The sequence below is a fragment of the Serratia sp. 1D1416 genome, assembly GCF_003641105.1.
GTDB classification, from domain to species: Bacteria; Pseudomonadota; Gammaproteobacteria; order Enterobacterales; family Enterobacteriaceae; genus Serratia; species Serratia ficaria.
In genome coordinates this window covers 4,649,320-4,670,827 of sequence record NZ_CP032738.1, presented here as the reverse complement: position 1 = coordinate 4,670,827, position 21,508 = coordinate 4,649,320, and the positions used below count along the sequence as shown (strand labels likewise).

21 protein-coding genes and 1 riboswitch are annotated in these 21,508 nt (G+C 59.5%); of the genes, 9 read left to right on the top strand and 12 right to left on the bottom strand.

Annotated features, from left to right (window positions below):
• The first annotated feature begins 88 nt into the window (after positions 1 to 88).
• On the top strand, positions 89 to 1,450 hold the full coding sequence (locus D7I37_RS22700; protein ID WP_095097911.1) for an amino acid permease: 1,362 nt from the start codon (positions 89 to 91) through the stop codon (positions 1,448 to 1,450).
• Positions 1,451 to 1,494: 44 nt separating this feature from the next.
• On the opposite strand, the gene D7I37_RS22695 is transcribed toward D7I37_RS22700, so the two are convergent.
• Positions 1,495 to 1,785: a hypothetical protein gene (locus D7I37_RS22695; RefSeq protein ID WP_061794594.1), complete on the bottom strand. Its 291-nt coding sequence runs from the start codon at positions 1,783 to 1,785 to the stop codon at positions 1,495 to 1,497.
• A 224-nt stretch (positions 1,786 to 2,009) separates the two neighbouring features.
• Between D7I37_RS22695 and D7I37_RS22690 the strand changes: the two genes are divergently transcribed.
• The 3 genes from D7I37_RS22690 (at position 2,010) to cspE (ending at position 4,175) form a co-directional block, all read left to right on the top strand.
• Positions 2,010 to 3,008, top strand: coding sequence for an MBL fold metallo-hydrolase (locus D7I37_RS22690; protein WP_129544420.1), 999 nt, complete (start codon positions 2,010 to 2,012; stop codon positions 3,006 to 3,008).
• 799 nt (positions 3,009 to 3,807) lie between these two features.
• Complete coding sequence (locus D7I37_RS22685) at positions 3,808 to 3,924, top strand: DUF2627 domain-containing protein (RefSeq protein ID WP_002211058.1); 117 nt, start codon at positions 3,808 to 3,810, stop codon at positions 3,922 to 3,924.
• A 41-nt stretch (positions 3,925 to 3,965) separates the two neighbouring features.
• The gene (cspE, locus tag D7I37_RS22680; protein WP_002221949.1) at positions 3,966 to 4,175 is read left to right on the top strand and encodes a transcription antiterminator/RNA stability regulator CspE; all 210 of its coding nucleotides are present in this window, start codon (positions 3,966 to 3,968) and stop codon (positions 4,173 to 4,175) included.
• A 52-nt stretch (positions 4,176 to 4,227) separates the two neighbouring features.
• On the opposite strand, the gene D7I37_RS22675 is transcribed toward cspE, so the two are convergent.
• On the bottom strand, positions 4,228 to 4,944 hold the full coding sequence (locus D7I37_RS22675) for a polyphenol oxidase family protein (protein WP_061794592.1): 717 nt from the start codon (positions 4,942 to 4,944) through the stop codon (positions 4,228 to 4,230).
• A gap of 145 nt (positions 4,945 to 5,089) precedes the next feature.
• On the opposite strand from D7I37_RS22675, the gene rlmA reads away from it, so the two are divergent.
• Positions 5,090 to 5,908 carry a 23S rRNA (guanine(745)-N(1))-methyltransferase gene (gene rlmA / locus D7I37_RS22670; RefSeq protein WP_129544419.1) on the top strand — a complete coding sequence of 273 codons (819 nt, stop codon included), beginning with the start codon at positions 5,090 to 5,092 and terminating at the stop codon, positions 5,906 to 5,908.
• Positions 5,909 to 5,962: 54 nt separating this feature from the next.
• Here rlmA and mntP read toward each other — a convergent pair whose 3' ends face one another.
• From mntP to manX, 5 genes are all read right to left on the bottom strand, one after another.
• On the bottom strand, positions 5,963 to 6,532 hold the full coding sequence (gene mntP, locus D7I37_RS22665) for a manganese efflux pump MntP (RefSeq protein WP_061794590.1): 570 nt from the start codon (positions 6,530 to 6,532) through the stop codon (positions 5,963 to 5,965).
• A gap of 7 nt (positions 6,533 to 6,539) precedes the next feature.
• A riboswitch (yybP-ykoY riboswitch) is annotated at positions 6,540 to 6,727 on the bottom strand.
• Positions 6,728 to 6,948: 221 nt separating this feature from the next.
• Positions 6,949 to 7,407 carry a DUF986 family protein gene (locus tag D7I37_RS22660; protein ID WP_129544418.1) on the bottom strand — a complete coding sequence of 153 codons (459 nt, stop codon included), beginning with the start codon at positions 7,405 to 7,407 and terminating at the stop codon, positions 6,949 to 6,951.
• A gap of 54 nt (positions 7,408 to 7,461) precedes the next feature.
• Positions 7,462 to 8,304, bottom strand: a complete 843-nt coding sequence (locus D7I37_RS22655) for a PTS mannose transporter subunit IID (protein ID WP_061794588.1) — start codon at positions 8,302 to 8,304, stop codon at positions 7,462 to 7,464.
• 15 nt (positions 8,305 to 8,319) lie between these two features.
• A complete protein-coding gene (locus D7I37_RS22650) occupies positions 8,320 to 9,120 on the bottom strand; it encodes a PTS mannose/fructose/sorbose transporter subunit IIC (protein ID WP_004945641.1) in 801 nt (266 codons plus the stop codon).
• 55 nt (positions 9,121 to 9,175) lie between these two features.
• Positions 9,176 to 10,135 (bottom strand): PTS mannose transporter subunit IIAB, encoded by a 960-nt coding sequence (gene manX / locus D7I37_RS22645; RefSeq protein WP_061794587.1) that lies wholly within the window; start codon positions 10,133 to 10,135, stop codon positions 9,176 to 9,178.
• A 628-nt stretch (positions 10,136 to 10,763) separates the two neighbouring features.
• Here manX and D7I37_RS22640 point away from each other — a divergent pair.
• The gene (locus D7I37_RS22640) at positions 10,764 to 12,308 is read left to right on the top strand and encodes a TerC family protein (protein WP_061794586.1); all 1,545 of its coding nucleotides are present in this window, start codon (positions 10,764 to 10,766) and stop codon (positions 12,306 to 12,308) included.
• 17 nt (positions 12,309 to 12,325) lie between these two features.
• Here the strand turns inward: D7I37_RS22640 and D7I37_RS22635 are convergent, their stop codons facing one another.
• The 4 genes from D7I37_RS22635 to pabB all read right to left on the bottom strand — a co-directional run bounded on the left by D7I37_RS22635 (position 12,326) and on the right by pabB (position 17,959).
• On the bottom strand, positions 12,326 to 13,927 hold the full coding sequence (locus tag D7I37_RS22635; protein WP_129544417.1) for an EAL domain-containing protein: 1,602 nt from the start codon (positions 13,925 to 13,927) through the stop codon (positions 12,326 to 12,328).
• A gap of 271 nt (positions 13,928 to 14,198) precedes the next feature.
• Entirely contained in the window at positions 14,199 to 15,563 is a 1,365-nt protein-coding gene (sdaA, locus tag D7I37_RS22630) for an L-serine ammonia-lyase (protein ID WP_061794584.1), read from the bottom strand.
• Between the two features lie 447 nt (positions 15,564 to 16,010).
• Positions 16,011 to 16,589: a CoA pyrophosphatase gene (locus tag D7I37_RS22625; RefSeq protein ID WP_129544416.1), complete on the bottom strand. Its 579-nt coding sequence runs from the start codon at positions 16,587 to 16,589 to the stop codon at positions 16,011 to 16,013.
• Positions 16,586 to 17,959, bottom strand: coding sequence for an aminodeoxychorismate synthase component 1 (pabB, locus tag D7I37_RS22620; RefSeq protein WP_061794582.1), 1,374 nt, complete (start codon positions 17,957 to 17,959; stop codon positions 16,586 to 16,588). The genes D7I37_RS22625 and pabB overlap by 4 nt, the downstream gene beginning before the upstream one ends.
• 535 nt (positions 17,960 to 18,494) lie before the next feature.
• Between pabB and D7I37_RS22615 the strand changes: the two genes are divergently transcribed.
• Positions 18,495 to 19,496, top strand: a complete 1,002-nt coding sequence (locus D7I37_RS22615) for a glycosyltransferase (RefSeq protein WP_061794581.1) — start codon at positions 18,495 to 18,497, stop codon at positions 19,494 to 19,496.
• A gap of 67 nt (positions 19,497 to 19,563) precedes the next feature.
• On the top strand, positions 19,564 to 19,806 hold the full coding sequence (locus tag D7I37_RS22610) for a YoaH family protein (protein ID WP_061794580.1): 243 nt from the start codon (positions 19,564 to 19,566) through the stop codon (positions 19,804 to 19,806).
• Between the two features lie 33 nt (positions 19,807 to 19,839).
• Here the strand turns inward: D7I37_RS22610 and purT are convergent, their stop codons facing one another.
• Positions 19,840 to 21,018, bottom strand: coding sequence for a formate-dependent phosphoribosylglycinamide formyltransferase (gene purT / locus D7I37_RS22605; RefSeq protein WP_061794579.1), 1,179 nt, complete (start codon positions 21,016 to 21,018; stop codon positions 19,840 to 19,842).
• 272 nt (positions 21,019 to 21,290) lie between these two features.
• Here purT and cspC point away from each other — a divergent pair, with 272 nt between their 5' ends.
• Positions 21,291 to 21,500 (top strand): cold shock-like protein CspC, encoded by a 210-nt coding sequence (gene cspC / locus D7I37_RS22600; protein ID WP_061794578.1) that lies wholly within the window; start codon positions 21,291 to 21,293, stop codon positions 21,498 to 21,500.
• Positions 21,501 to 21,508: the final 8 nt, after the last annotated feature.

Here is a 21,508-nt window from a genome sequence, read left to right as displayed (position 1 = left end):
AAGTGTTAAAAAGCCGCCCGCAGATACATTTATTGATTGGTGAAATCTTGTCCGACAACGGCAAGATGATGCGCCACATGAGGATAAGATGGGCGGTCAGCGACAGGATACCCCGCTAAAACGCGGTTTAAAAAACAGACATATACAGCTTATTGCCCTTGGGGGCGCCATCGGCACCGGTTTATTTCTCGGCATCGCGCAAACCATAAAAATGGCCGGGCCTTCGGTACTGTTGGGCTATGCCATCGGCGGCTTTATCGCCTTTCTGATCATGCGCCAGCTGGGGGAGATGGTGGTGGAAGAGCCGGTTGCCGGATCCTTCAGCCATTTCGCCTACAAATACTGGGGCGACTTTGCCGGCTTTCTCTCCGGCTGGAACTACTGGGCGATGTTCATTCTGGTCGGCATGGCGGAATTGACCGCCGTCGGCATTTACGTCCAATACTGGTGGCCCGAGATCCCCACCTGGGCATCGGCGGCGCTGTTTTTCGTGCTGATTAACCTGATTAACCTGGTCAACGTGCGGCTGTATGGCGAAACCGAGTTCTGGTTCGCCATCATCAAGGTGGTGGCGATCGTCGGCATGATCCTGTTCGGCGCCTGGCTGCTGGTCAGCGGCAACGGCGGACCGCAGGCCAGCTTCAGCAACCTGTGGCTGCAGGGCGGTTTCATGCCGCACGGCATCTCGGGCCTGGTGATGGCGATGGCGGTGATCATGTTTTCCTTCGGCGGGCTGGAAATGGTGGGCATCACCGCGGCGGAAGCCGCCGATCCGCGCCGCAGCATTCCCAAGGCCACCAACCAGGTGGTGTACCGCATTCTGATTTTCTATATCGGTTCGTTGACGGTGCTGCTTTCGCTGTATCCGTGGGGGCAGGTGGTGGAGGGCGGCAGCCCGTTCGTGCTGATCTTCCACGCGTTGAACAGCAATCTGGTGGCGACCATTCTCAACGTGGTGGTGTTGACCGCCGCGCTGTCGGTATACAACAGCGGCGTCTACGCCAACAGCCGCATGCTGTTCGGCCTGGCGAGCCAGGGCAATGCGCCGCAGGTGCTGACCCGCGTCAACGCACGCGGCGTGCCGGTGTTGTCGATCGCGCTCTCGGCGCTGGTGACTTCGATTGGCGTGCTGATCAATTATCTGATGCCCGGCAAGGCGTTTGAGCTGCTGATGGCGCTGGTGGTCTCAACGCTGGTGATCAACTGGGTGATGATCTGCCTGGCGCACCTCAAGTTCCGCGCCGCGAAGAATCGCCAGGGCGTGATCCCCAGCTTCAGGGCGCTGTGGTATCCGTTCGGCAACTACCTGTGCCTGGCGTTCCTCGGCCTGATCCTGGTTATCATGTATTTCAGCGCAGGGATCCGCATTTCGGTATTGTTGATGCCGGTGTGGGTGGCGGTGCTGTGGGTCGGGTTTATGCTGACCCGCCGCAAAGGCGCCAGGCGCTAGATCGAGGCTCTGCGGAGGCGCATTGCGCGCCTCCGCCGTCGCGCTTAGCTGCGCGGCATGAAGGCGCGGCCTTCGTTATTGCGCCCCCGCCCCAGCAGCTTCCTGCACAGCAGCAGCAGGGTGCTGATCACATCGATAGCCACCACGCTGAGCATCAGCATGGCCAGCATAAAGAAACCGACCAGCGAACCCGCCAGCAGCACCAGCGGCGCAGGCACCCGCACGCGGCGCAGCTTCATGGCGAAATACATTTTCCAATACTGTTTCTGCGCCAGCAGCGCGCGGCGCATGCGGCTCAGGCGGACGCCCGATTTGCGTGATGTAGAACGGCCCATGACTTCTCCTTTTCTGAATGTGCTGTAAGTAAATCATAAAGATCTTAAGAGATGCTTAACGGGCTCTTGGCGGCCCTGGCATACCTACAAGGACTGTGACAACGGAATGGGGAGAAAGGTCCCTCGGTACAGCGCACTGTTCACAAAGCGCGTTCTCCGGCTATCTTGTTAAGCTGAAAGCCGTGCCCGTACAGGGTGTCCGCAGGGTCGGGAGAACAGACAGGATGAAGATAACCAATCGTTATTATGACGCCGCCAAGGCGCACCATACGCCGCAGGGCTTTCGCAACCCGGAGCCTTCGCAGCGGCGGGAAGGCGACCTGCAGCGCTGGCAGGACGAACGCAAGCGGCAGGGGTTGCCCAAGCCGCCGCAGATGGGCTATCAGCAATTCACCCAGCGCTGGTGGCAGCCCGCCGATCTCAGCGGCAGCGACGACAGCATCTGGTGGCTGGGGCACGCGTCGATGCTGCTGCGGCTCGGCGGGCGCCATGTCCTGATCGACCCGGTGTTGTCCGAACGCGCCTCGCCGCTCAGTTTCTATGGCCCAAAGCGCAGAACGCCGCCGCCGCTGACGGTGCGGCAATTGCCGGCGGTGGATGTGATCCTGATCTCCCATAACCATTATGACCACCTTGATCGGCGCACCGTGCGGCAGCTGGCGCGGCGTTTCCCTCAGGCCACCTTTATCGTGCCGCTGGGGCTGAAGCGCTGGTTCCGGCGCTACCGGCTGCAAAAAGTGCGCGAGCTGGACTGGTGGGAAAGCCTGACGCTGGGGGCGCTGACGTTTTACGCGACGCCGGCGCGCCATTGGAGCATGCGCACCCTGTGGGATCGCAACCGTTCGCTGTGGTGCGGTTGGGTGGTTCATCATCCGGCGCTGCGCTTTTATTTCTCCGGCGACAGCGGCTATTCCGACCGGCTGGCGGAGATCGGCGAGCGGCTGGGGCCGTTCGACGTGGCCGCGCTGCCGATCGGTGCCTATGCACCACGCTGGTTCATGCAGGAACAGCATATGGATCCGCAGCAGTCGGTGAGCTTGTATCGGCAGCTGCAGGAGCCGCGGGTGATCCCCATTCATTGGGGGGTGTTCGAGCTGGCCGATGAATCGCTGGATGAACCGCCGCAGCAGTTGAACCTGGCATTGAGCGAGGCGGGGCTGGAACGGCATCGCTTCCACCCGCTGAAGATTGGCGAGCGGATTGCGCTGGCGGCTACTTCTTAAGGGGTAATCGGCTGGGGCCCGCGCCGCAAGCCGCGGCCGGTGCGGGTTGGCGGGCGGTGATCCGAGGGCGAGCCGGATGCCGCCCGCGGGGAATAACGCAGCCGTTCGCGGCGGCGGCGAAATAATTAGGCGAATTGATAAGCACGAAAGGTGATTCAAATAACCGTGGTGTTTTAAAGATTTAATTCCGCTATAAGTTTTCGCTATCCATACGCTTATTCCTGTTATTTAAGCCCGCGCCGGCGGAGGTATTTATGCATCGCTGCACTAAGGTGAGGCATAAATTTGCCCGTTGCATGCTTATGCAGCAGCCGCAGGCGGCGGTGACGCGCCGGTTTGTCACGGCCGCCAATAATAAGCGCCGGCGTTATTGCCCGGGCGGCGGTCGCGGGGTGACCACCATCAGGCAACGGCCGCCGCGGCGTCGGCGGTCAAATGGTCGGATGAGCGAGGGCGGCGCGTCACCCGTTCATCGATATTCAAATGTTGCATATAAAATTCCATAAAGATTCAAATTTTTTAACGTTATAAGCGGCGGCGAGCGTTTATATGTTGTCATGATCATGCGTCAGCGCGATGAAAGAATTGTTAAAATACAGTCAGGATGCGGAGTGCAGCGCGGTGGCATGGTTAAGCAGAAAATAGCCAAGGCTTCAACATCTTTTAGCCTATTTAAGCAAATGTGGCTCTCGACCGTTTCAAATATGTGCGACATGTCCATCGGTGATTAAAAATGGCTTGCCATCGAATACAGAGTATGTGATAACGCATCTGGGTAAAACGAGGTACAGTTCTGTATATGTGTGGCATTTTCAGTAAAGAAGTTCTGAGTAAAGACGTTAGCGTTGAATACCGCTTCTCTGCCGATCCTTATCTTAGTGCCTCAAGCAGTAACGACTCTAGTTTGTCTATGTAACGCCTACGGGCGGTTTAAACAATCCAAAGGAAATACTCAAGATGGCAAAGATCAAAGGTCAAGTTAAGTGGTTCAACGAGTCTAAAGGTTTCGGTTTCATCACCCCGGCTGACGGCAGCAAAGACGTGTTCGTACACTTCTCTGCAATCCAGGGTAACGGCTTCAAAACCCTGGCTGAAGGCCAGAACGTTGAGTTCGAAATCCAAGATGGCCAGAAAGGCCCATCTGCAGTAAACGTTACTGCTATCTAATCAGCGTCAGCTGTACAAAAAGCCCGCCTTCGTGCGGGCTTTTTCGTGTGCGTCATCCGGTGGCGATGATGATGCCCGCGTACTGGTTGCGGCCGGTAATCCCCGGGTGGCTCGGATCCTGCGCGCGGCGATGGCTGTTGCGGCGATAGCTGGTGTATTTAAAGCGCTGCGCTCGCTGCGGGTCGGTGTCCGGGGTGCAGATGGTGCAGCTGCCGGCGCGATCGACGGCGGCAAAGCCTAAGGCGCCGAGCTGGTATTCCGCGATGGCGGCGAGGTCCAGGTGGCGATAGCGCGGGCTGATCAGCGCGGCGGGCAGCGGCAGCCGCTGCTTGAAGTTAGCCACCAGCGCGTCATCGACCTGGTAACAGCAGGGGCCGGCGGCGGGGCCGATAGACGCCACCCAGTTGGCGGTGGCGTCGTCGCGGTTGATGTGCGCCGCCATCTGCTCAAGAATGCCATCCAGCAGGCCGCGCCAGCCGGCATGCACGGCGGCAACCGCTGAACCGTCGCGGCGGCTGAACAGCACCGGCAGGCAGTCCGCCGTCAACACGCCGAGCAGAATGCCGGGTTGGCGGGTATAGAAGCCGTCGGCTTCACCGCAGGGCTGCGCCGGCCGCAGCACCTCAACGATGCGCGTGCCGTGCACCTGTTTTTTTTCCGGCAGGGTGGCGCGGTAGGGCAGCAAATGCCCGGGCAACAGCGCAGCCTTGCTGCCGAAACCGTGTTGAATGTGGGGAACCGCTTCGAGCAGCGGGGAACGATCGCTCATGGAATATCTTCACCTGCGTCAGAAAACAGACTCTCAGTGTAGCCAGCTTTTTCCTTCGTTGGCTAGCGCCGGCGGGGGATGCGCCTTGCATCGCACCGGCGCCTTCTTTAGACTAGCCGCGCCCTGTTTCTCTGGAATCCACCTCATGTCTTATCAGTGCCCCCTGTGCCACCGGCCGCTTCATTTTTCGCAACAACAATGGCGGTGCGACAGCCACCATCAGTTTGACTGCGCCAAAGAGGGCTACGTCAATTTGTTGCCGGTGCAGCACAAGCGTTCCAGGCAGCCTGGAGACAGCGCGGAGATGATGCAGGCGCGGCGCGCTTTCCTCGATGCGGGCTATTACCGACCGCTGCAGCAGCGGGTGGCGGAGCTGCTGGATTCGTCGCTGGCGGCCGGTGCCGCGGCGCTGCTGGATATCGGCTGTGGGGAAGGGTACTACACCGCCGAAGTGGCCGCACGCTTGGCGCAGGGGCGCACTATGGCGGTCTATGGGCTGGACGTCGCCAAGGTGGCGATCCGCTATGCGGCCAAACGCTACCCGAAGGTCTCTTTCTGCGTCGCCTCCAGCCATCGGCTGCCGTTCGCCGAAGGCGCTCTGGATGCGGTATTGCGCATCTACGCCCCGTGCAAGGCGGAAGAGCTGGCGCGGGTGGTGAAGCCGGGCGGCATCGTCGTCACGGTCTCGCCCGGGCCACGCCATCTGTATCAGCTCAAAGAGCGGGTATACCCGCAGGTGCAGCTGCATGACGAGCAGGATGAGCAGTTTGAGGGGTTTGACCGCGAGAGCCGGGAGGCGCTGGCCTATGACATGGCGCTGCCGGGTGAACAGGCCGCCAACCTGCTGCAGATGACGCCGTTCGCCTGGCGCGCTTCGCCGGAGGTGCGCCAGCGGCTGGCCGCCAGCGAAAACTTTAGCTGCGAAACCGACTTCGTCATCGCGGCGTATCGCCGCCGGGCCTGATGCCCTGAAACGAAAAAACCTGCCGCGGCAGGTTTTTTATTGCTCGATGTGCTGTCAGGACAGATAGCCCAGGTGTTCCAGCAGGATGTTGACGCCGATGCCGATCAGCACCACGCCGCCGAGAATTTCCGCGCGCTTGCCCAACAGCGGGCCGATAAAGCGCCCGACCATCATGCCGAGCGTCGCCATGATCATGGTGGCGCAGCCGATGGCCATGGCGGTATGCACGATGTTCACCTGCAGGAAGGCCAGCCCCACGCCGATCGCCATGGCGTCCAGGCTGGTGGCGATGGCGGTGGCGACCAGCAGCCAGAAACCGTGGCGCTTCACTTTCTCTTCTGCGTCCGGGCGATTTCTGACGCCTTCAACAATCATGCGCATGCCGAGAATAAACAGCAGCGAGAAGGCGACCCAGTGGTCCCACTCCATGATGTACTGGCTGGCGAACAGGCCGATAGCCCAGCCGATGATCGGCGTAATGGCTTCAACGACGCCGAAAATCAATCCGGTGCGGATGGCTTCACGGAAACGCGGTTGATGCAGGCTGGCGCCTTTGCCTATCGACGCGGCGAACGCATCCATGGACATGCCAAAAGCGAGAATGAGCGTTGCTGAAAGGTTCATCTAAAATAGCCTCGGCCGGGCGGCTCCATATACACGTAACCCACCCCCAACCATACGACGGAGTTACGTGTCTATGGTCTCGCCAACCTTACCTGGCTGCCCGCACCACGTTTCTTGCGGCGAAACGAGTATGTTGATACGGGCGTTTCTGACTTTTTATTGCTCAGAAACCGGCTACTCCCCAATGACGGCGCAACCATACCATATTATTTCCGCAGGCGACAACTTTATTCTTTGCGGGGATTGACGCTGAAATCGAGAATTGTTTTCATCAATGATCGTGCAAGAGGGAATATAATGTAGTCTGATGCAACAATGTTGCGGAAATAATAATCAGAAAGCCTCGGCGCTGCGGGTTAATTAACCACATGCAGCGCGCGGTCGTAGGGGTGAAAGGACGCAAGTGCATTTTTTAATCACTGATTATTCAAGAAAAATTGATATATCTTCTCCAGATCGTCTAATTGGGTGACCTGAATCAGCAGCCGGCGGCGCTCCAGGTCGATGACCAAAATGCCGTCTTCCGATAAATTCATGGCCTTAATGCGGTTATATTCGATAAAGGCATTGGCGTAAAAGAAACCCTGCGCTTTAAACAACATCTTCGGCCAGCGAATATAAGAAATATACACGGCGATTAACGCGAGGGAAATAAGCAGGTAGGTGGTTAATACCGTACCGTTGTCGGTGACATTGCGGTAAATAAGAATGGCGATCAGGCCGACGAAAATCAGGCAGTCGATCCGGTTGCGGCGCTTCAGCGGCACCCTGAGCAAGGTCTTGCCCTTCAGCAGGTTCATGCCGAACTCGTCATACAGCGAGTACAGCAACATCAGCGCGATAAATACCAGCAAAACGCCATCGGTCAGCGACATCTTCTACTCCACACATAAAAAAGCCGGGGGTTTCCCCCCGGCGGTCCATGACGATTACAGGCCCAGCAGGCCGATCCAGTAGCCAAAGATGCCGATGGCAAAGAAGCCGATGATGATCCACAGCGCGTTCACCTTGCGACGCAGCAGCCACATGCAGCCGAAGGTCAGCAGCAGCGGCACCAGGCCCGGCATCAGCTGGTCGAGAATGGTCTGCACCGTGGTCACCGTGGTATGCCCGGTCTGGTCGGTGATTTTCGACACCACCAGCGGGATATTCACGTGCGTCCACTTATTGACCAGCGCCCCCATGACAAACAGGCCGAGAATGGACGCTCCTTCCGTCAGTTTTTGCAGGAAGCCGCCGCCCATATCGTTAACGATGTCCACCCCTTTGCGATAGCCGTAGGCCACGCCGTAGTAGCGGGTCAGCAGGCGCACCAGGTTAAACAGCACGAAGAACAGGATCGGCCCGAGCAGGCTGCCGCTCATGGCGATACCGGCGCCCAGCGCGGCGAATACCGGCCGCACCGTGCCCCAGAAGATCGGGTCGCCGACGCCGGCCAGCGGCCCCATCAGGCCAACCTTGATGCCGTTGATCGCCGCGTCGTCGATCGGCGCGCCGTTGGCGCGTTGTTCTTCCATCGCCATGGTTACGCCAAGCACCGGCGCCGCCACGTAAGGGTGGGTGTTGAAGAACTCAAGATGGCGTTTGATCGCCTGCTTGCGGTCGTCGTTGTTTTCCGGGTACAGGCGACGGATCACCGGCACCATGGAGAAGCAAAAACCCAGCGCCTGCATACGTTCGAAGTTCCATGAACCCTGGAACAGGTTCGAGCGCATGAATACGCCGCGAATATCGGCCGGCGTGAGTTTCTTTTGAACTGTCGTATCAACCATTTCTCTCACCTATTCCTAGTCGAGTTCGTTATCGAGATCGTTGGCATTAGCCGGGCCAGCCTGAACAACCTGTGACTTGTTGTATTTCGGGCTGAGCTGGATATACAGCACCGCCATCACCACGCCGATGACGCCGAGCGCCACCAGGTTGAAGTTGGTGAAGGCTGCGGTAACGAAGCCCAGATAGAAGAAAGGCATCAGGTAGCCGGCGCGCATCATGTTGATCACCATCGCGTAACCGACCACCACGATCATGCCGCCGGCGATGTTCAGCCCGCTGGTGACCACTTCCGGGATCGAGTTGAGCAGCGCGTGAACCCCTGCGGTGCCGACCGAAATGGCGACGATCACCGCCGGAATGGCGATGCGCATCGCCTGCAGCAGCAGGGCGGAGATGTGGATCCAGGTGATGGCGCGCAGGCTGCCGCGCTCCGCCGCGCTGTCCGCCGCGTGCTGGAAGGCCACGGTCAGGGTACGCACGATGATGGTCAGCACCTGGCCCGCCGCCGCCAGCGGAATGGCCAGGGCGATGCCGGCGCCGACGCTTTGCCCGCCGGCGATGACCAGAATGGTGGAAATGATTGACGCCAACGCCGCATCCGGCGCAACCGCCGCACCGATATTCATCCAGCCCAGGGCAATCATTTCCAGCGTACCGCCGATGATGATGCCGGTTTTCATATCGCCGAGGATAAAGCCGATCAGCGTACAGGCGACCAACGGGCGGTGAAACTGGAACTCGTCGAGAACGGAACCCATCCCGGCGATACAGGCAACGATAAATATCAGTACAATCTGAAGAGTGGTAATCTCCATTGCACTTCTCCTATGACCAAAAAGCTCTGAGTAAAATAATTACTGGCGTGCGCCATTAATTGAGTTTGTTAATCAGGTCCATCATTTTTAACTGGCTGTCGGACGACACTTTGCGGACTTCCAGTTCGATACCGCGTTCGTTTAATTTCTTAAACGCTTCGATATCTTTTTCATCGACGGAAACGGCGTTGTTAACCTGAGTTTTTCCCTGGCGGAACGCCATGCCGCCGATATTGACCGACTTGATGTCCACGCCGCCCTCAACCAGCCGCCACACGTCCGTCGGGTTGGTGAACAGCAGCATCACGCGATCGCCGGCGTATTTCGGGTTGTTCCACACGCGGATGGCTTTCGCCACGTCGACCACGTGAGCGGTAACGCCCGGCGGGGCAACCTGCGTCAGCAGGGTTTTACGGACGTGGTCGGCGGCCACTTCGTCGCTGACGACGATGATGCGGCTGACGTTGGTTTCCTTGGTCCAGCGGGTGGCGACCTGGCCGTGGATCAGGCGGTCGTCGATGCGCGCCAGGCCGATTTTCATGTGATCATTCGGGCCAAGCGGCGCCTGCGGGGCGGCGGCCCTGGCGACGGGCGCCGCGGGCTTGACGCTCTCTTCCTGCGGTTTCTTGAGGGCCTTCACGCCTTCGCGGCCGGTTTCCAGCGCCAGCGCGACCAGTTCGTCAAAGCCGGGGTTGTCATCACGGGCCATAAAGGTTTCCACCAGCATCGGGATGTTAACCCCGGTGACCACCTCGTAGCGCTCTTTATCGACGGCGATGCGGCTGGCCGCGTTGAACGGGCTGCCGCCCCAGGTATCCACCAGGAACAGCACACCGCCGCTGGTGTCGAGTTCGCTGATTTTCTCGTTGTACTTCACGATTAACGTTTCGGCATTTTCACCGGGAACGAAATCTATAAAGGCGACGTTATCCTGCTCGCCCAATAGCATTTCTGCCGTTTTCAGCAATTGTTCCGCTGCGGTCCCGTGTGTGCCGATGATAATAGCTATTGCCACTCGCTACCTCCTCATTAAACTTCATACCCGTCATCTTTCAATCCGCAGCGTTGCGGCTGCTGCCTGAAAGCCATGGGTATAGGCACGGATTGTGTCGTTCTTATTGCCTCCCTGGCAGTCACTTCCGCGGTTCAGATACATTATGGTAGATAAAAAGAAACGCACGCCTAACATTTCCCACGCAGTTTCAAAAACCTGTGCGTGTTATTCCACGTTGACGCCATTTATTTTAGTGAGTGAAAAAATAAATTTTGTGACATTGCTCTGTTATTGAAAGCTCGGATTACTCCTAGTGCCGCGTTTGCGGAATTAAACGCCAGAGCGGTTACCAGACGTTGCAGCAGGTAAAAAAGCCGCTTTGCCGCCCAGAAAAATCCTGCTAGAGTTATTTCTTCTTTCATCACCAAGGAGTGAAGGGCCTCAGCCCTCCCTATGGACTGTCACCGAAGTTACTGTTTTTCAAGGTTTCACCCGCCACCTGCTGGCGTTGTATCATTCACCCGGCCGCTCGGCCACCCCCCGGTACTGCAATCCCGTAATCTTGCCGTTGTCGCCTGCGCCCCTGTGGCGTCAGCCTCGTCGCGCCTGAGCCTGGCTCGGCAATCCCGTCTTTTTTCCGGAGTCTGACATGGAATTTTTAATGGACCCCTCAATTTGGGCCGGGTTACTTACGCTGGTGGTATTGGAAATCGTTCTGGGCATCGACAACCTGGTGTTTATCGCCATTCTGGCCGATAAGCTGCCGCCGAAGCAGCGCGACAAAGCGCGGGTCCTCGGCCTGTCGCTGGCGCTGATCATGCGCCTGGGGCTGCTGTCGGTGATCTCCTGGATGGTGACGCTGACCACGCCGCTGTTCAGCGTGGGCGAGTTCAGCTTCTCCGGCCGTGACCTGATCCTGCTGTTCGGCGGGGTGTTCCTGCTGTTCAAGGCCACCATGGAGCTGCATGAGCGGCTGGAAGGGCAGACGCACCAGGACGGCGCCAACCGCGGCTACGCCAAATTCTGGGCGGTGGTGGTGCAGATTGTGATCCTCGACGCGGTGTTCTCGCTCGACGCGGTAATCACCGCGGTGGGGATGGTGAATGACCTGCCGGTGATGATGACCGCCGTGGTGATCGCCATGGCGGTGATGCTGCTGGCGTCGAAACCTTTGACCAACTTCGTCAACGCGCACCCGACCATCGTGGTGCTGTGCCTGAGCTTCCTGCTGATGATCGGCCTGAGCCTGATCGCCGAAGGCTTCGGCATGCATATTCCGAAAGGCTATCTGTACGCGGCTATCGGTTTCTCCATCCTGATCGAGCTGTTTAACCAGATTGCGCGCCGCAACTTTATCAAGCACCAGGCGCGCCGCCCGATGCGCGAGCGTACGGCGGAGGCGATCATGCGCCTGATGGGGCAACGGCGCGCGCAGCAGACGGATGAAACCGCCGCCCGCCCGACGGAAGAAACCTTTGCCGAGGAAGAGCGCTATATGATCAGCGGGGTTCTGACGCTGGCCTCGCGCTCGCTGCGCAGCGTGATGACGCCGCGTACCGACATCTCCTGGGTCGATTGCGAACGCTCCCGCGAAGAGGTGCGCGAGCAGCTGCTGGACACGCCGCACAGCCTGTTCCCGGTGTGCCGCGAATCGATTGATGAGATCGTCGGCGTGGTGCGCGCCAAGGATCTGCTGGTGGCGCTGGAGCAGGGTGAGGACATCGCCGAATTCGCCGCGCGCACGCCGCCGATCGTGGTGCCGGAAACCATGGACGTGATCAACCTGCTGGCGGTGCTGCGGCGCGCCAAGGGGCGCCTGGTGGTGGTCGCCAACGAGTTCGGCGTGGTGCAGGGGCTGGTGACGCCGCTGGACGTGCTGGAGGCGATTGCCGGTGAATTCCCTGATGAAGATGAAACGCCGGATATCGTGGCGGAAGGCGACGGCTGGCTGGTGAAGGGCGGGGCCGACCTGCATTCGCTGGAGCAGGCGCTGAACTGCGAGGATCTGGTCAGCCCGACGGCGGACTACGCTTCGCTGGCGGGTTTCCTGCTGGCGCATTATGGCCAGATGCCGGCGGTGGGCGACGTGGTGGAGCTGAACCGGCTGCGTTTCGACATCGTCGAGGTCACCGATTACCGCATCGAGCTGGTGCGCATTACCAAGACGGAGCCCGAACACCGGGAACTGCCGTAATCTGCGGGCCGGGGGCGTTACGCCTCCGGCTGGTTTGCCTGCCCCTCCGGCTCTGCGCCGGTTCTCAAACGCGACTCGTATTGCCGTAACCACAGCGGGAACACATGGATAGGCATGGGTTTGGCGAAGTAATAGCCCTGCAGGGCGTTCACCTCGCGCGCGCGCAGGTAGTCCGCCTGTTCCTCCGTCTCGACCCCCTCGGCCACCAGCTTCAGCTTCAGGCGCTGCGCCAGCAGGATGATGGTGTCGGTGACGGTGGCGTTAACCGCGTCGGTGCCGATGGCGGCGGTAAAGCCGCGATCGATTTTCAACACGTCCGGGCTGAGGTTTTTCAGGTAGCTCAGCGAGCTGTGCCCGGTGCCGAAGTCATCGATGGCCAGCATGATCCCCATCTCTTTCAGCGTTTTTATTTGCTCGTATTGAATGGCCGACAGCGCGGTGCGCTCGGTCAGTTCCAGCATCAGGGAAGGCATCGGCTGCGCCGGCAGCCAAATCTGCCGAATATCATCGATGATATTGACCGCGTTGAAATGCTCGGCGGCCACGTTGATGCTGATGTAAAACGACGGGCGCGGCGGGAACAGCTGCAGGTTTTCCACCACGGTATTCATCAGATAGCGGGTCAGCGGGATGATCAGCTCATGCTGCTCCGCCAGCGGAATGAACACGTCCGGCGAGATCCAGCCCTGGCGCTTCTTCTTCCAGCGCAGCAGCATCTCAACCCCCGAGCAACGTCCGGTGTCGCTGTTGATAATCGGCTGGCAGTAAACGCGAAACTCGCGGTGGGTGATGGCGTGGCCGATATGGTAGGCCAGGCTCATGCGGTTGGCGGTCAGCAAATACACCACGTAGGCCGCCAGCAGGCTGACCAATAACGCCAGCGGGATGTGCCGCGGCAGCGCGGCCAGCGCCAGCATGCCGACCGGCGGGCCAAACAGCGAAACCGAGAAGGGATATTTGGCGGAGTTGGCGGTATAGCGCAGGTCGGCGGTCAGGGTATCGCGGTTGAGGATTTCCCGTCGGCCGTATTCCAGGCTGTTGTCGGCGACGTTCAGCACCACCCGCTGGGCATAGGGGTCCTGAGGCTCGAGCAGGAAGTTGGCCAGCAGCTCGATATTGAAAACGTGCAGCACGCCGCTGTTTTTGTCGCTGGCGGACGGCGTCCACATCACCAGCGTCGGCACGCCCCGGCTCACCGCCAGCGAAGGCCGCAGCGCCAGCCTGGCGCCGCCGTTGGCGATGCTCGGCAGCACGGCGGCGAATTGATAATCGCGGGCGCCGAACAGGCTGGAGCAGTAAATCTTGTCGTTTTTCACCAGCAGCATGGAGCGCAGCGCCTGGTTTTGCGCGGCGCGAAAACGCAGCGTCGGCATGGCGCTCTCGCAGCTTTGTTCCAGCAGCGGCATGCTGCGCCCGGCCTGCAGCTCGGCCGGCTGCAGCAGCTGATTGATTTTGGTGACGGTGCGGGTGGCCAGCGCCTGCTGGCTCTGTTCGATGTTTGTGACCTCTTGATAATAGCGGGTGTACAGCGATATCAACAGAATAGCCAGCCCCACCGCGCCGGCCAGCAGCCAACGGTAGTAGCGATATTGGGACGCGGCAAGGTGGGTCATCAACATCTGGTAAATCCTTGTTCGGTAAACCTGCTCCGAGTCAGCGTCAGGCTATGTTCCCGTAAAATTATACTCGGCTAATTCTAGCCTGTGGTTATACAAGATTGATGATAACCCAGTAAATTATTTAAATTTGGCGAAACAGAAGGCTTATTTGCGGGTTAACCGCGGGATCGCAGGGAGCAACGGCGAGGGAACTTTGGGTGACAATGTCACAAATGTGGCCGCACGCGGGCGATTGGCGATAAAAAACCCCGCCGGAGGGCGGGGTCGGGGGTCAGTCGCACTGCACCTTGATGGCCAGGCCGCCGCGCGAGGTTTCGCGGTATTTGGCGTTCATGTCCTTGCCGGTTTCGTACATGGTCTCGATCACCTTATCCAGCGAAACGCGCGGTTCGCTGGTGCGGCGCAGAGCCATGCGCGCCGAGTTGATCGCCTTGACCGAGGCGATGGCGTTGCGTTCGATGCAGGGAACCTGCACCTGGCCGGCGACCGGGTCGCAGGTTAAGCCCAGGTTGTGTTCCATGCCGATCTCCGCCGCCACGCAAACCTGCTCCGGGCTGCCGCCCAGCAGTTCGGCCAGGCCGGCCGCCGCCATGGAGCAGGCGACGCCCACTTCGCCCTGGCAGCCGACTTCGGCGCCGGAAATGGAGGCGTTCATCTTGTACAGCGCGCCAATCGCCCCCGCCGCCATAAAGTAGCGGATGTAGATGTCCGGGCTGACGGATTCGATAAAGTGATCGTAATACGCCAGCACCGCAGGCACGATGCCGCAGGCGCCGTTGGTCGGCGCGGTGACCACGCGGCCGCCGGCGGCGTTCTCTTCATTTACCGCCAGCGCGAACATGTTGACCCAGTCGATCACGTTCATCGGATCGCTGGACAGCTTGTCGGAGGACACCAGCATGCGGCGCAGAGCGGAGGCGCGACGCGGCACGCGCAGCGGACCAGGCAGCACGCCTTCGGTGTTCAGGCCGCGATCGATACAGGCGCGCATGGTTTGCCAGACGTTGCCGAAGTAGGTCTCGATTTCCTGCTTGCTGTGCAGCGCCAGCTCGTTTTGCATCACCATGCCGGACAGCGACAGCCCGGTTTCACGGCAGTGCTGAAGGATGTCGCGGGCGAAGTTGAACGGGTAAGGCACGCTCAGCTCATGGGCGTCGGCCTTGCCGAAGTTTTCTTCATCGACGATAAAGCCGCCGCCGATGGAGTAATAAGTCTTGCTGTAAATTTCCTTGTCGCCGGCGAAGGCGTGGATGCGCATGCCGTTTTCATGCAGCGGCAGGTTGTCGCTGCGGAAGACCATGCCGCCGTCGCGCGGGAAATCAACCTCATGCAGACCGCTGGCCAGCATCAGGCGTTGACGTTGTTCTACATCGCGAATAAAACCCGGGATGCTATCGATATCAACGGTGTCGGGCATATTGCCCGCCAGGCCGAGGATGATAGCGATATCGGTATGGTGACCTTTACCGGTCAATGAGAGTGAGCCGTAAACGTCTACGGCGACACGCGTGATAGAAGGCATCAGGCCTTTATTTACCAGATCGTCGACAAACTGTTTGCCGGCTTTCATCGGTCCAACCGTATGAGAGCTGGACGGGCCGATGCCGATCTTAAACATGTCGAAAACGCTAATCACGCTAAAACTCCTTAGAGGCATATTGTTATGGCTGCGGCGGTTAAAAACCGCGCAGGGAACTGCGATAGTGTAAAAGCACCGTACGGGTTCGGCTGCCTTTTTCGCATGAAATAAAATAATCCTTGGTGTTACTTTCTTTGCTGATTACCGCAGGCGTCAGGCCGGGCGCGGAACCGTCCTTTGCCCCCATTCCATCAGAGGGTAATCGCGCCGGCTTCCGTTGCGGGGCGCCGCCGGCCTAATCCCTGTATCGACAGTGGTTTATCTCGGTCGGCAGTATTTTACAGGTATTTCGTAAGGTTTAAGAGAGGGTTTACAGTTTTTTTAAAACCGTGTCAGCCAGCAAGGTAGTTGAAAAAGCAAACGGATGAAGTGATGGCGATCGCTTTACCTGCGGCTGCGTGCCGCATACCGGTTTAAATTGTGATGCAGGTCACCTTATTGACTTCAGAGGCTGACTTGCTGCGCCAGACGTCGAATGATCGCGGCGGTGAGCCCCCACACGAACTGGCTTTGATACCAGGAAAGATAAATGCGGTGCGTATGGCCGCCGCGGTGAATATCCAGCGGATAATAGCGCGATAGCGTCAGGGCTTCGCGCAGCGGCATCTCGAAGACGTCAGCCACTTCGGCCTCGTTGGCGTGGAACTGCACCTCCGGCGGGATCAGGCCGACGATCGGCGTGACCTGGAATCCGGTGCTGCTGTCGAGCGGCGCCATCTGGCCGATGACGGTGACGGCCTGCGGCGGGATAGCCACCTCTTCCTGCGCTTCACGCAGCGCCGTGACGATCGCCGAGCCGTCATCGGCGTCGGTTTTGCCGCCGGGAAACGCCACCTGGCCGGCGTGTTTACGCAACGAGTCGGCGCGCCGGGTCAGCAGCAGCGTCGGCTCCGGGCGGCAAACAATCGGGATCAGCACCGCCGCCGGGCGCACGTTGTGCGAAATCTGCGATGCCTGCGGCAGCTGCAGCTGGAAACGGCTGATAAAGGCGGCCAGCGAGGCCGGATAATTCGGTGGGTTCACGACAGGCTAAACTCCCCAAGCTGCGGCAGAATGCGGCCAACCTTGTCGAAGGTTTCCTGATACTCCGCCTGTTCCTGGCTGTCCGCCACGATGCCGCCGCCGGCGGAGCAATGGATGCGGCCATTTTCGGCGATCAGCGTGCGGATGGCGATATTGGTGTCCATGGTGCCGCAGGCGCTGAGGTAGCCGATGCTGCCGCAGTAGGCGTTGCGGCGCTGCGGCTCCAGCTCTTCGATGATGGCCATCGCCCGCACCTTGGGGGCGCCGGTGATCGAGCCGCCGGGGAAGCAGGCGCGCAGCAGGTCGGTGGCCGGCGTGGTCTCCGGCAGCGTCGCGGTGATGGTGCTGACCAAATGATGCACCGCCGGGAAGGGTTCCACGGCGAACAGCTGCGGCACCCGCACGCTGCCCGGCAGCGCCACGCGGCCGATATCGTTGCGCAGCAGATCGACGATCATCAGATTCTCCGCGCGGTCCTTGGGGGAGTGCGCCAGCCGCTCGGCCTGTGCGGCGTCCTGCGCCGCGTCCGCCAGCCGCGGCAGGGTGCCTTTGATCGGCCGGGTTTGGATCCGCTGTTGCTCCAGCCAAAGAAAACGTTCGGGAGAGACGCTCAGCACGCTGTTTTCCGGCAGGCGCAGAAACGCGGAAAAGGGCGCGCGGTTGCTGGCGCTGAGCTGCTGAAACGCCTGCCATTCATCCCCTTGATAGTCGGCGGAAAAGCGCTGCGCCAGATTGATCTGATAGCAGTCGCCGCTGCGCAAATAATGCTGGATGCGCTGGAATTTCTCACCGTACTGTTGGCGCGTCATATTGGCCCGCCAGCCGCCGGTCAGGGCGAACGGCCGCTGCGGGGGGGCCTGCTGCCGGCTGAGCCACTGCCAGCGCTGCTCGACGTCCCGATAGCTGAGCAGCGTCAGCTTTTGCTGTTGATGGTCGGCGATCAGCGCCCAGTCATAGAGGCCTATCGCCATATCCGGCAGCGCCAGGTCGGCGGCGGCCAGCTGCGGCAGCGGCTCAATCCTGCGGCCCAGATCGTAACCGAACAATCCCAGTGCGCCGCCCTGGAACGGCAGGTCGGCATTGAAAGGCGGCCGCCACCCTTGCGCCGCCAGCTGTTGCTGCAGCAGGCTAAAAGGATCCTCGGCGGATTGTTGCCGGCTGTCGCCCTGGCGGATCTCGGTGACCTGGCCGCGGGTGGTCAGCGTGACGTTGGGCTCCGCGACCAGAATGTCGAAACGATTGTGGGAATGTTCGGCAAATCCCGAGTGCAGCAGCATCGCCCAGGGCTGGTGGGCGAGCGGGGCGAAGAGCGCCAACAGGGCGCCGCGGGAGTAGGGCAAAGACTTGACGTTTGGGGCGGTTACGCTCATGGAGTTGAATAAACCTGACTGTCGGAGGCGGCGGTGTCTGCCGGCTATTCTGCCATAGTCGGCCGTTGCGCGCATGCCTCGTCGTGCGCGACGCCAAGCACAGCCCACATCAACGGCAATTGAACAATCTGGCGACGAAGCATTTTTTGCGCCATTAACCGTAATTCAATATGCTAAAAATTAATAAGTCCGGTTGCCAGCGTCATATTTATCTATCGGCGTTCCCTGCCGGAAATTATAAAAAAATTAATCTATTAATTTCATCTTATTATTGTTTCAGTTCGTCATCAAACGAATGGGGGCAGCTATGTCTTTCTGTCGAAAATGCGGTCTGTGGATCGACGAATCCGCTGACCATGCAACTGTTCATTCATGTCTCTGCGGCGCTTGCGCACAAAAAGACAAAATCAGCCAACGCGCATTCAGGCATCCGTTGAAAAGCCTGGGGCATTATTTCGGCGCGACGCTGCATTCTAAAATGCATTGATATCGCTAAGAAATAAAATTAATTCGTCACATTATTGAAGAGCTGACCATGTCGTTAATGCTGAGCGTCATCGTCCCGCTGCATAATGCGGGATCGCTGTTCGAACCTTTCCTGGCCTCGCTGCTGGCGCAGCATGAGCGCCGGCTGGAGGTGATCATCGTCAATGATGGTTCCACCGACGGCTCCGGCGATATTGCCCACCGTTACGCGGCCCAACACCCGCATATCAGGGTGATCGATCAGGCCAACGCCGGGGTGTCCAATGCGCGCAATGCCGGCCTGGCCATCGCCCGGGGAAAATACGTGGCGTTTCCGGACGCGGATGATTTATTGGCGCCGGAGATGTATTCCACGCTGCTGGAGCAGGCGGAAAAACATCAATTAGATGTTATGCAGTGCAACGGCGAGCGCTATTTCGCCAGCCAGGATGAGCTTAAGCCGATATTCCCAGCGCAGCGGTTGAGCAGCACGGCGGTGATCGACGGCGTACAGTGGTTCGAGCGGGCGCTGAAGTCGCGCCGGTTTATTCACGTGGTGTGGCTGGCGATATATCGTCTTGATTTTATCAAACAACATCGGCTGTATTTTGAACCGGGTCTGCATCATCAGGATATACCCTGGACTACCGAAGTGATGTTCAATGCGCAGCGGGTCAAATACCTGAGTAAACCGCTGTACCGGCAGCGGGTGCACGATCGGTCGATCAGCAACCGCCGCCGTACCGGCAACGCCAATGTGCAATATCAGCGTCATTACATGAAGATCGTCGAAATGCTGACGCAGCTCAACCACCGCTATGCGGACAAAATCGATCTTCGCCCGGCGTTCCACTGGCAGATCGCCCGCGAAGCGCTGGGCATCTGCCACAGCATCCGCCGCGAGCCGGAGCTGACGGCGCAGTGCCGGATAACCGAAGAGTTCTACCGGCGCGGCATCGACAAGGCAATGGCCGCCAATGCGCGCGGCATCAAGCAAGGCTGGCATGTCATGCTGTGGCGACACCGTCTGAAGCAGTGGCACGGCCGCAGCGGCTGCTCGCAGCCCGCCTGAATCACAAGCATTGGGATCTGCCGTTTTAAGGCGTATACTCCCCCTCCATTTTGCTGGAGAAAAACACATGCTTGCAGGTATGCCATCACTGAGCCACGCAGAGCAACAGGCAGCGGCGGAGCGCATTCATCAACTGATGGAACAGGGCATGAGCAGCGGTGAAGCCATCGCCCGCGTCGCGCAGGAAATCCGCGAAAAGCATCAGGGTGACCCGGTTTCGGCGTTGTTCGATGACGAAGATGAAGAAGAGTATGAAGCACGGCCCGACGAGCAGGCCGATGACAACGATGAAGAAGACGAAAACTATTGATGTCAAAAGGGCCGGAAAACCGGCCCGCTGACATTACCCTTCGAGCGTGACCGCAGCGGCTGCCTGCTTGGCCATTTCCACCGCTTGTTCCACCGTTTCCGCCGTCGCCAGCGCCACGCCCATGCGGCGCTGCCCCTGAATCTCCGGTTTGCCGAATAAGCGCAGCTGATTATATCCGCTCAGCGCGCGGTCCAGGCCGCCAAAACGCAGGTCGGTGCTGGTCATTTGCGGCAGGATCACCGCCGAGGCGGAGGGGCCGAACTGGCGGATTGCGCCAACCGGCAGGCCGAGGAAGGCGCGAACGTGCAGCGCGAATTCCGACAGGTTCTGGGAAATCAGCGTCACCATGCCGGTATCGTGCGGGCGCGGTGACACCTCGCTGAAGATCACCTCATCGCCGCAAACGAACAGCTCTACGCCGAACAGGCCGAATCCGCCCAGCGCCTTCACCACTTGCTCCGCAATAGCCTGGGCGCGGCTCAGGGCCAGATCGGACATCGACTGCGGCTGCCAGGACTCGCGATAGTCGCCGTCTTCCTGGCGGTGCCCGATAGGGGCGCAGAAATGCACGCCATCCACGGCGCTGAGCGTCAGCAGGGTAATCTCGAAGTCAAACTTCACCAGACCTTCGACGATCACCCGGCCGCCGCCGGCGCGCCCGCCCTGTTGGGCGTAATCCCAGGCGGTTTTCAACTGCTCCGGGCCGCGGATCAGGCTTTGCCCCTTGCCGGACGAACTCATGACCGGCTTGACGATGCACGGATAGCCGATGTGCGCTATCGCCTGATGGAAATCGGCCTCGCCGTCGGCAAAGCGATAGCGGGAGGTGGGCAGGCCGAGGGTTTCCGCCGCCAGGCGCCGAATGCCTTCACGGTTCATGGTCAGGCGGGTCGCTTCGGCGCAGGGCACCACGCGGTGGCCCTGTTGCTCCAGCTCAACCAGCATGTCGGTGGCGATGGCCTCTATTTCCGGCACGATGTAATCGGGGCGTTCCCGTTCAATCAGTGCCTTGAGCGCGGCGCCATCGAGCATATTGATGACGTGGCTGCGGTGCGCCACATGCATGGCGGGCGCGTCGGCGTAGCGATCGACGGCGATCACTTCCAGCCCCAAGCGCTGGCATTCAATGGCGACTTCTTTACCCAGCTCGCCGGAGCCGAGCAGCATAACGCGGGTGGCGGACGGGCGCAGGGCGGTTCCAATCGTTAACATAGTCTCGTACCTGGATCGTGAAAGTTGAGCGGTCTGACAATCGGCGGCGAGTATATACGAAAACGATTGCGCATGCAGCCGCCGAGCGAAGGGAAAACGGCTGGAACGGCGCAAGAGAAATTGCTAACTCGCTGTTTTTATAACAAACAAAAACATTTGCTCCGTACAGATGATTATGCGTTAATGATCGACGGCGAAAGAAGGCCTACATATGCTAGGGCTTTCGCGCCTGAGTGCCGTTAAGGCAGGTTTATCAAGTAAAGGAAAGACAAATGGCTAAGATCACCGGTCACGTTAAATGGTTCAACGAAAGCAAGGGCTTCGGTTTCATCACCCCGGCCGACGGCTCCAAGGACGTTTTCGTTCATTTCTCCGCTATCGTCAGCGAGGGGTTCAAAACGCTGGCGGAAGGCCAGCAGGTCGAGTTCTCCATCCAGGACAGCCAACGTGGCCCGGCCGCAGCCGACGTCGTCGCCATTTAACGACGCCG

What these genes read in the sequence shown, in the direction of transcription:
- D7I37_RS22700 (WP_095097911.1), top strand. Translation starts at nt 89, where the DNA reads ATGGGCGGTCAGCGACAGGATACCCCGCTAAAACGCGGTTTAAAAAAC.
- D7I37_RS22695 (WP_061794594.1), bottom strand. Translation starts at nt 1,785, where the DNA reads ATGGGCCGTTCTACATCACGCAAATCGGGCGTCCGCCTGAGCCGCATG.
- D7I37_RS22690 (WP_129544420.1), top strand. Translation starts at nt 2,010, where the DNA reads ATGAAGATAACCAATCGTTATTATGACGCCGCCAAGGCGCACCATACG.
- D7I37_RS22685 (WP_002211058.1), top strand. Translation starts at nt 3,808, where the DNA reads ATGTGTGGCATTTTCAGTAAAGAAGTTCTGAGTAAAGACGTTAGCGTT.
- cspE (WP_002221949.1), top strand. Translation starts at nt 3,966, where the DNA reads ATGGCAAAGATCAAAGGTCAAGTTAAGTGGTTCAACGAGTCTAAAGGT.
- D7I37_RS22675 (WP_061794592.1), bottom strand. Translation starts at nt 4,944, where the DNA reads ATGAGCGATCGTTCCCCGCTGCTCGAAGCGGTTCCCCACATTCAACAC.
- rlmA (WP_129544419.1), top strand. Translation starts at nt 5,090, where the DNA reads ATGTCTTATCAGTGCCCCCTGTGCCACCGGCCGCTTCATTTTTCGCAA.
- mntP (WP_061794590.1), bottom strand. Translation starts at nt 6,532, where the DNA reads ATGAACCTTTCAGCAACGCTCATTCTCGCTTTTGGCATGTCCATGGAT.
- D7I37_RS22660 (WP_129544418.1), bottom strand. Translation starts at nt 7,407, where the DNA reads ATGTCGCTGACCGATGGCGTTTTGCTGGTATTTATCGCGCTGATGTTG.
- D7I37_RS22655 (WP_061794588.1), bottom strand. Translation starts at nt 8,304, where the DNA reads ATGGTTGATACGACAGTTCAAAAGAAACTCACGCCGGCCGATATTCGC.
- D7I37_RS22650 (WP_004945641.1), bottom strand. Translation starts at nt 9,120, where the DNA reads ATGGAGATTACCACTCTTCAGATTGTACTGATATTTATCGTTGCCTGT.
- D7I37_RS22640 (WP_061794586.1), top strand. Translation starts at nt 10,764, where the DNA reads ATGGAATTTTTAATGGACCCCTCAATTTGGGCCGGGTTACTTACGCTG.
- D7I37_RS22635 (WP_129544417.1), bottom strand. Translation starts at nt 13,927, where the DNA reads ATGTTGATGACCCACCTTGCCGCGTCCCAATATCGCTACTACCGTTGG.
- pabB (WP_061794582.1), bottom strand. Translation starts at nt 17,959, where the DNA reads ATGAGCGTAACCGCCCCAAACGTCAAGTCTTTGCCCTACTCCCGCGGC.
- D7I37_RS22615 (WP_061794581.1), top strand. Translation starts at nt 18,495, where the DNA reads ATGTCGTTAATGCTGAGCGTCATCGTCCCGCTGCATAATGCGGGATCG.
- D7I37_RS22610 (WP_061794580.1), top strand. Translation starts at nt 19,564, where the DNA reads ATGCTTGCAGGTATGCCATCACTGAGCCACGCAGAGCAACAGGCAGCG.
- purT (WP_061794579.1), bottom strand. Translation starts at nt 21,018, where the DNA reads ATGTTAACGATTGGAACCGCCCTGCGCCCGTCCGCCACCCGCGTTATG.
- cspC (WP_061794578.1), top strand. Translation starts at nt 21,291, where the DNA reads ATGGCTAAGATCACCGGTCACGTTAAATGGTTCAACGAAAGCAAGGGC.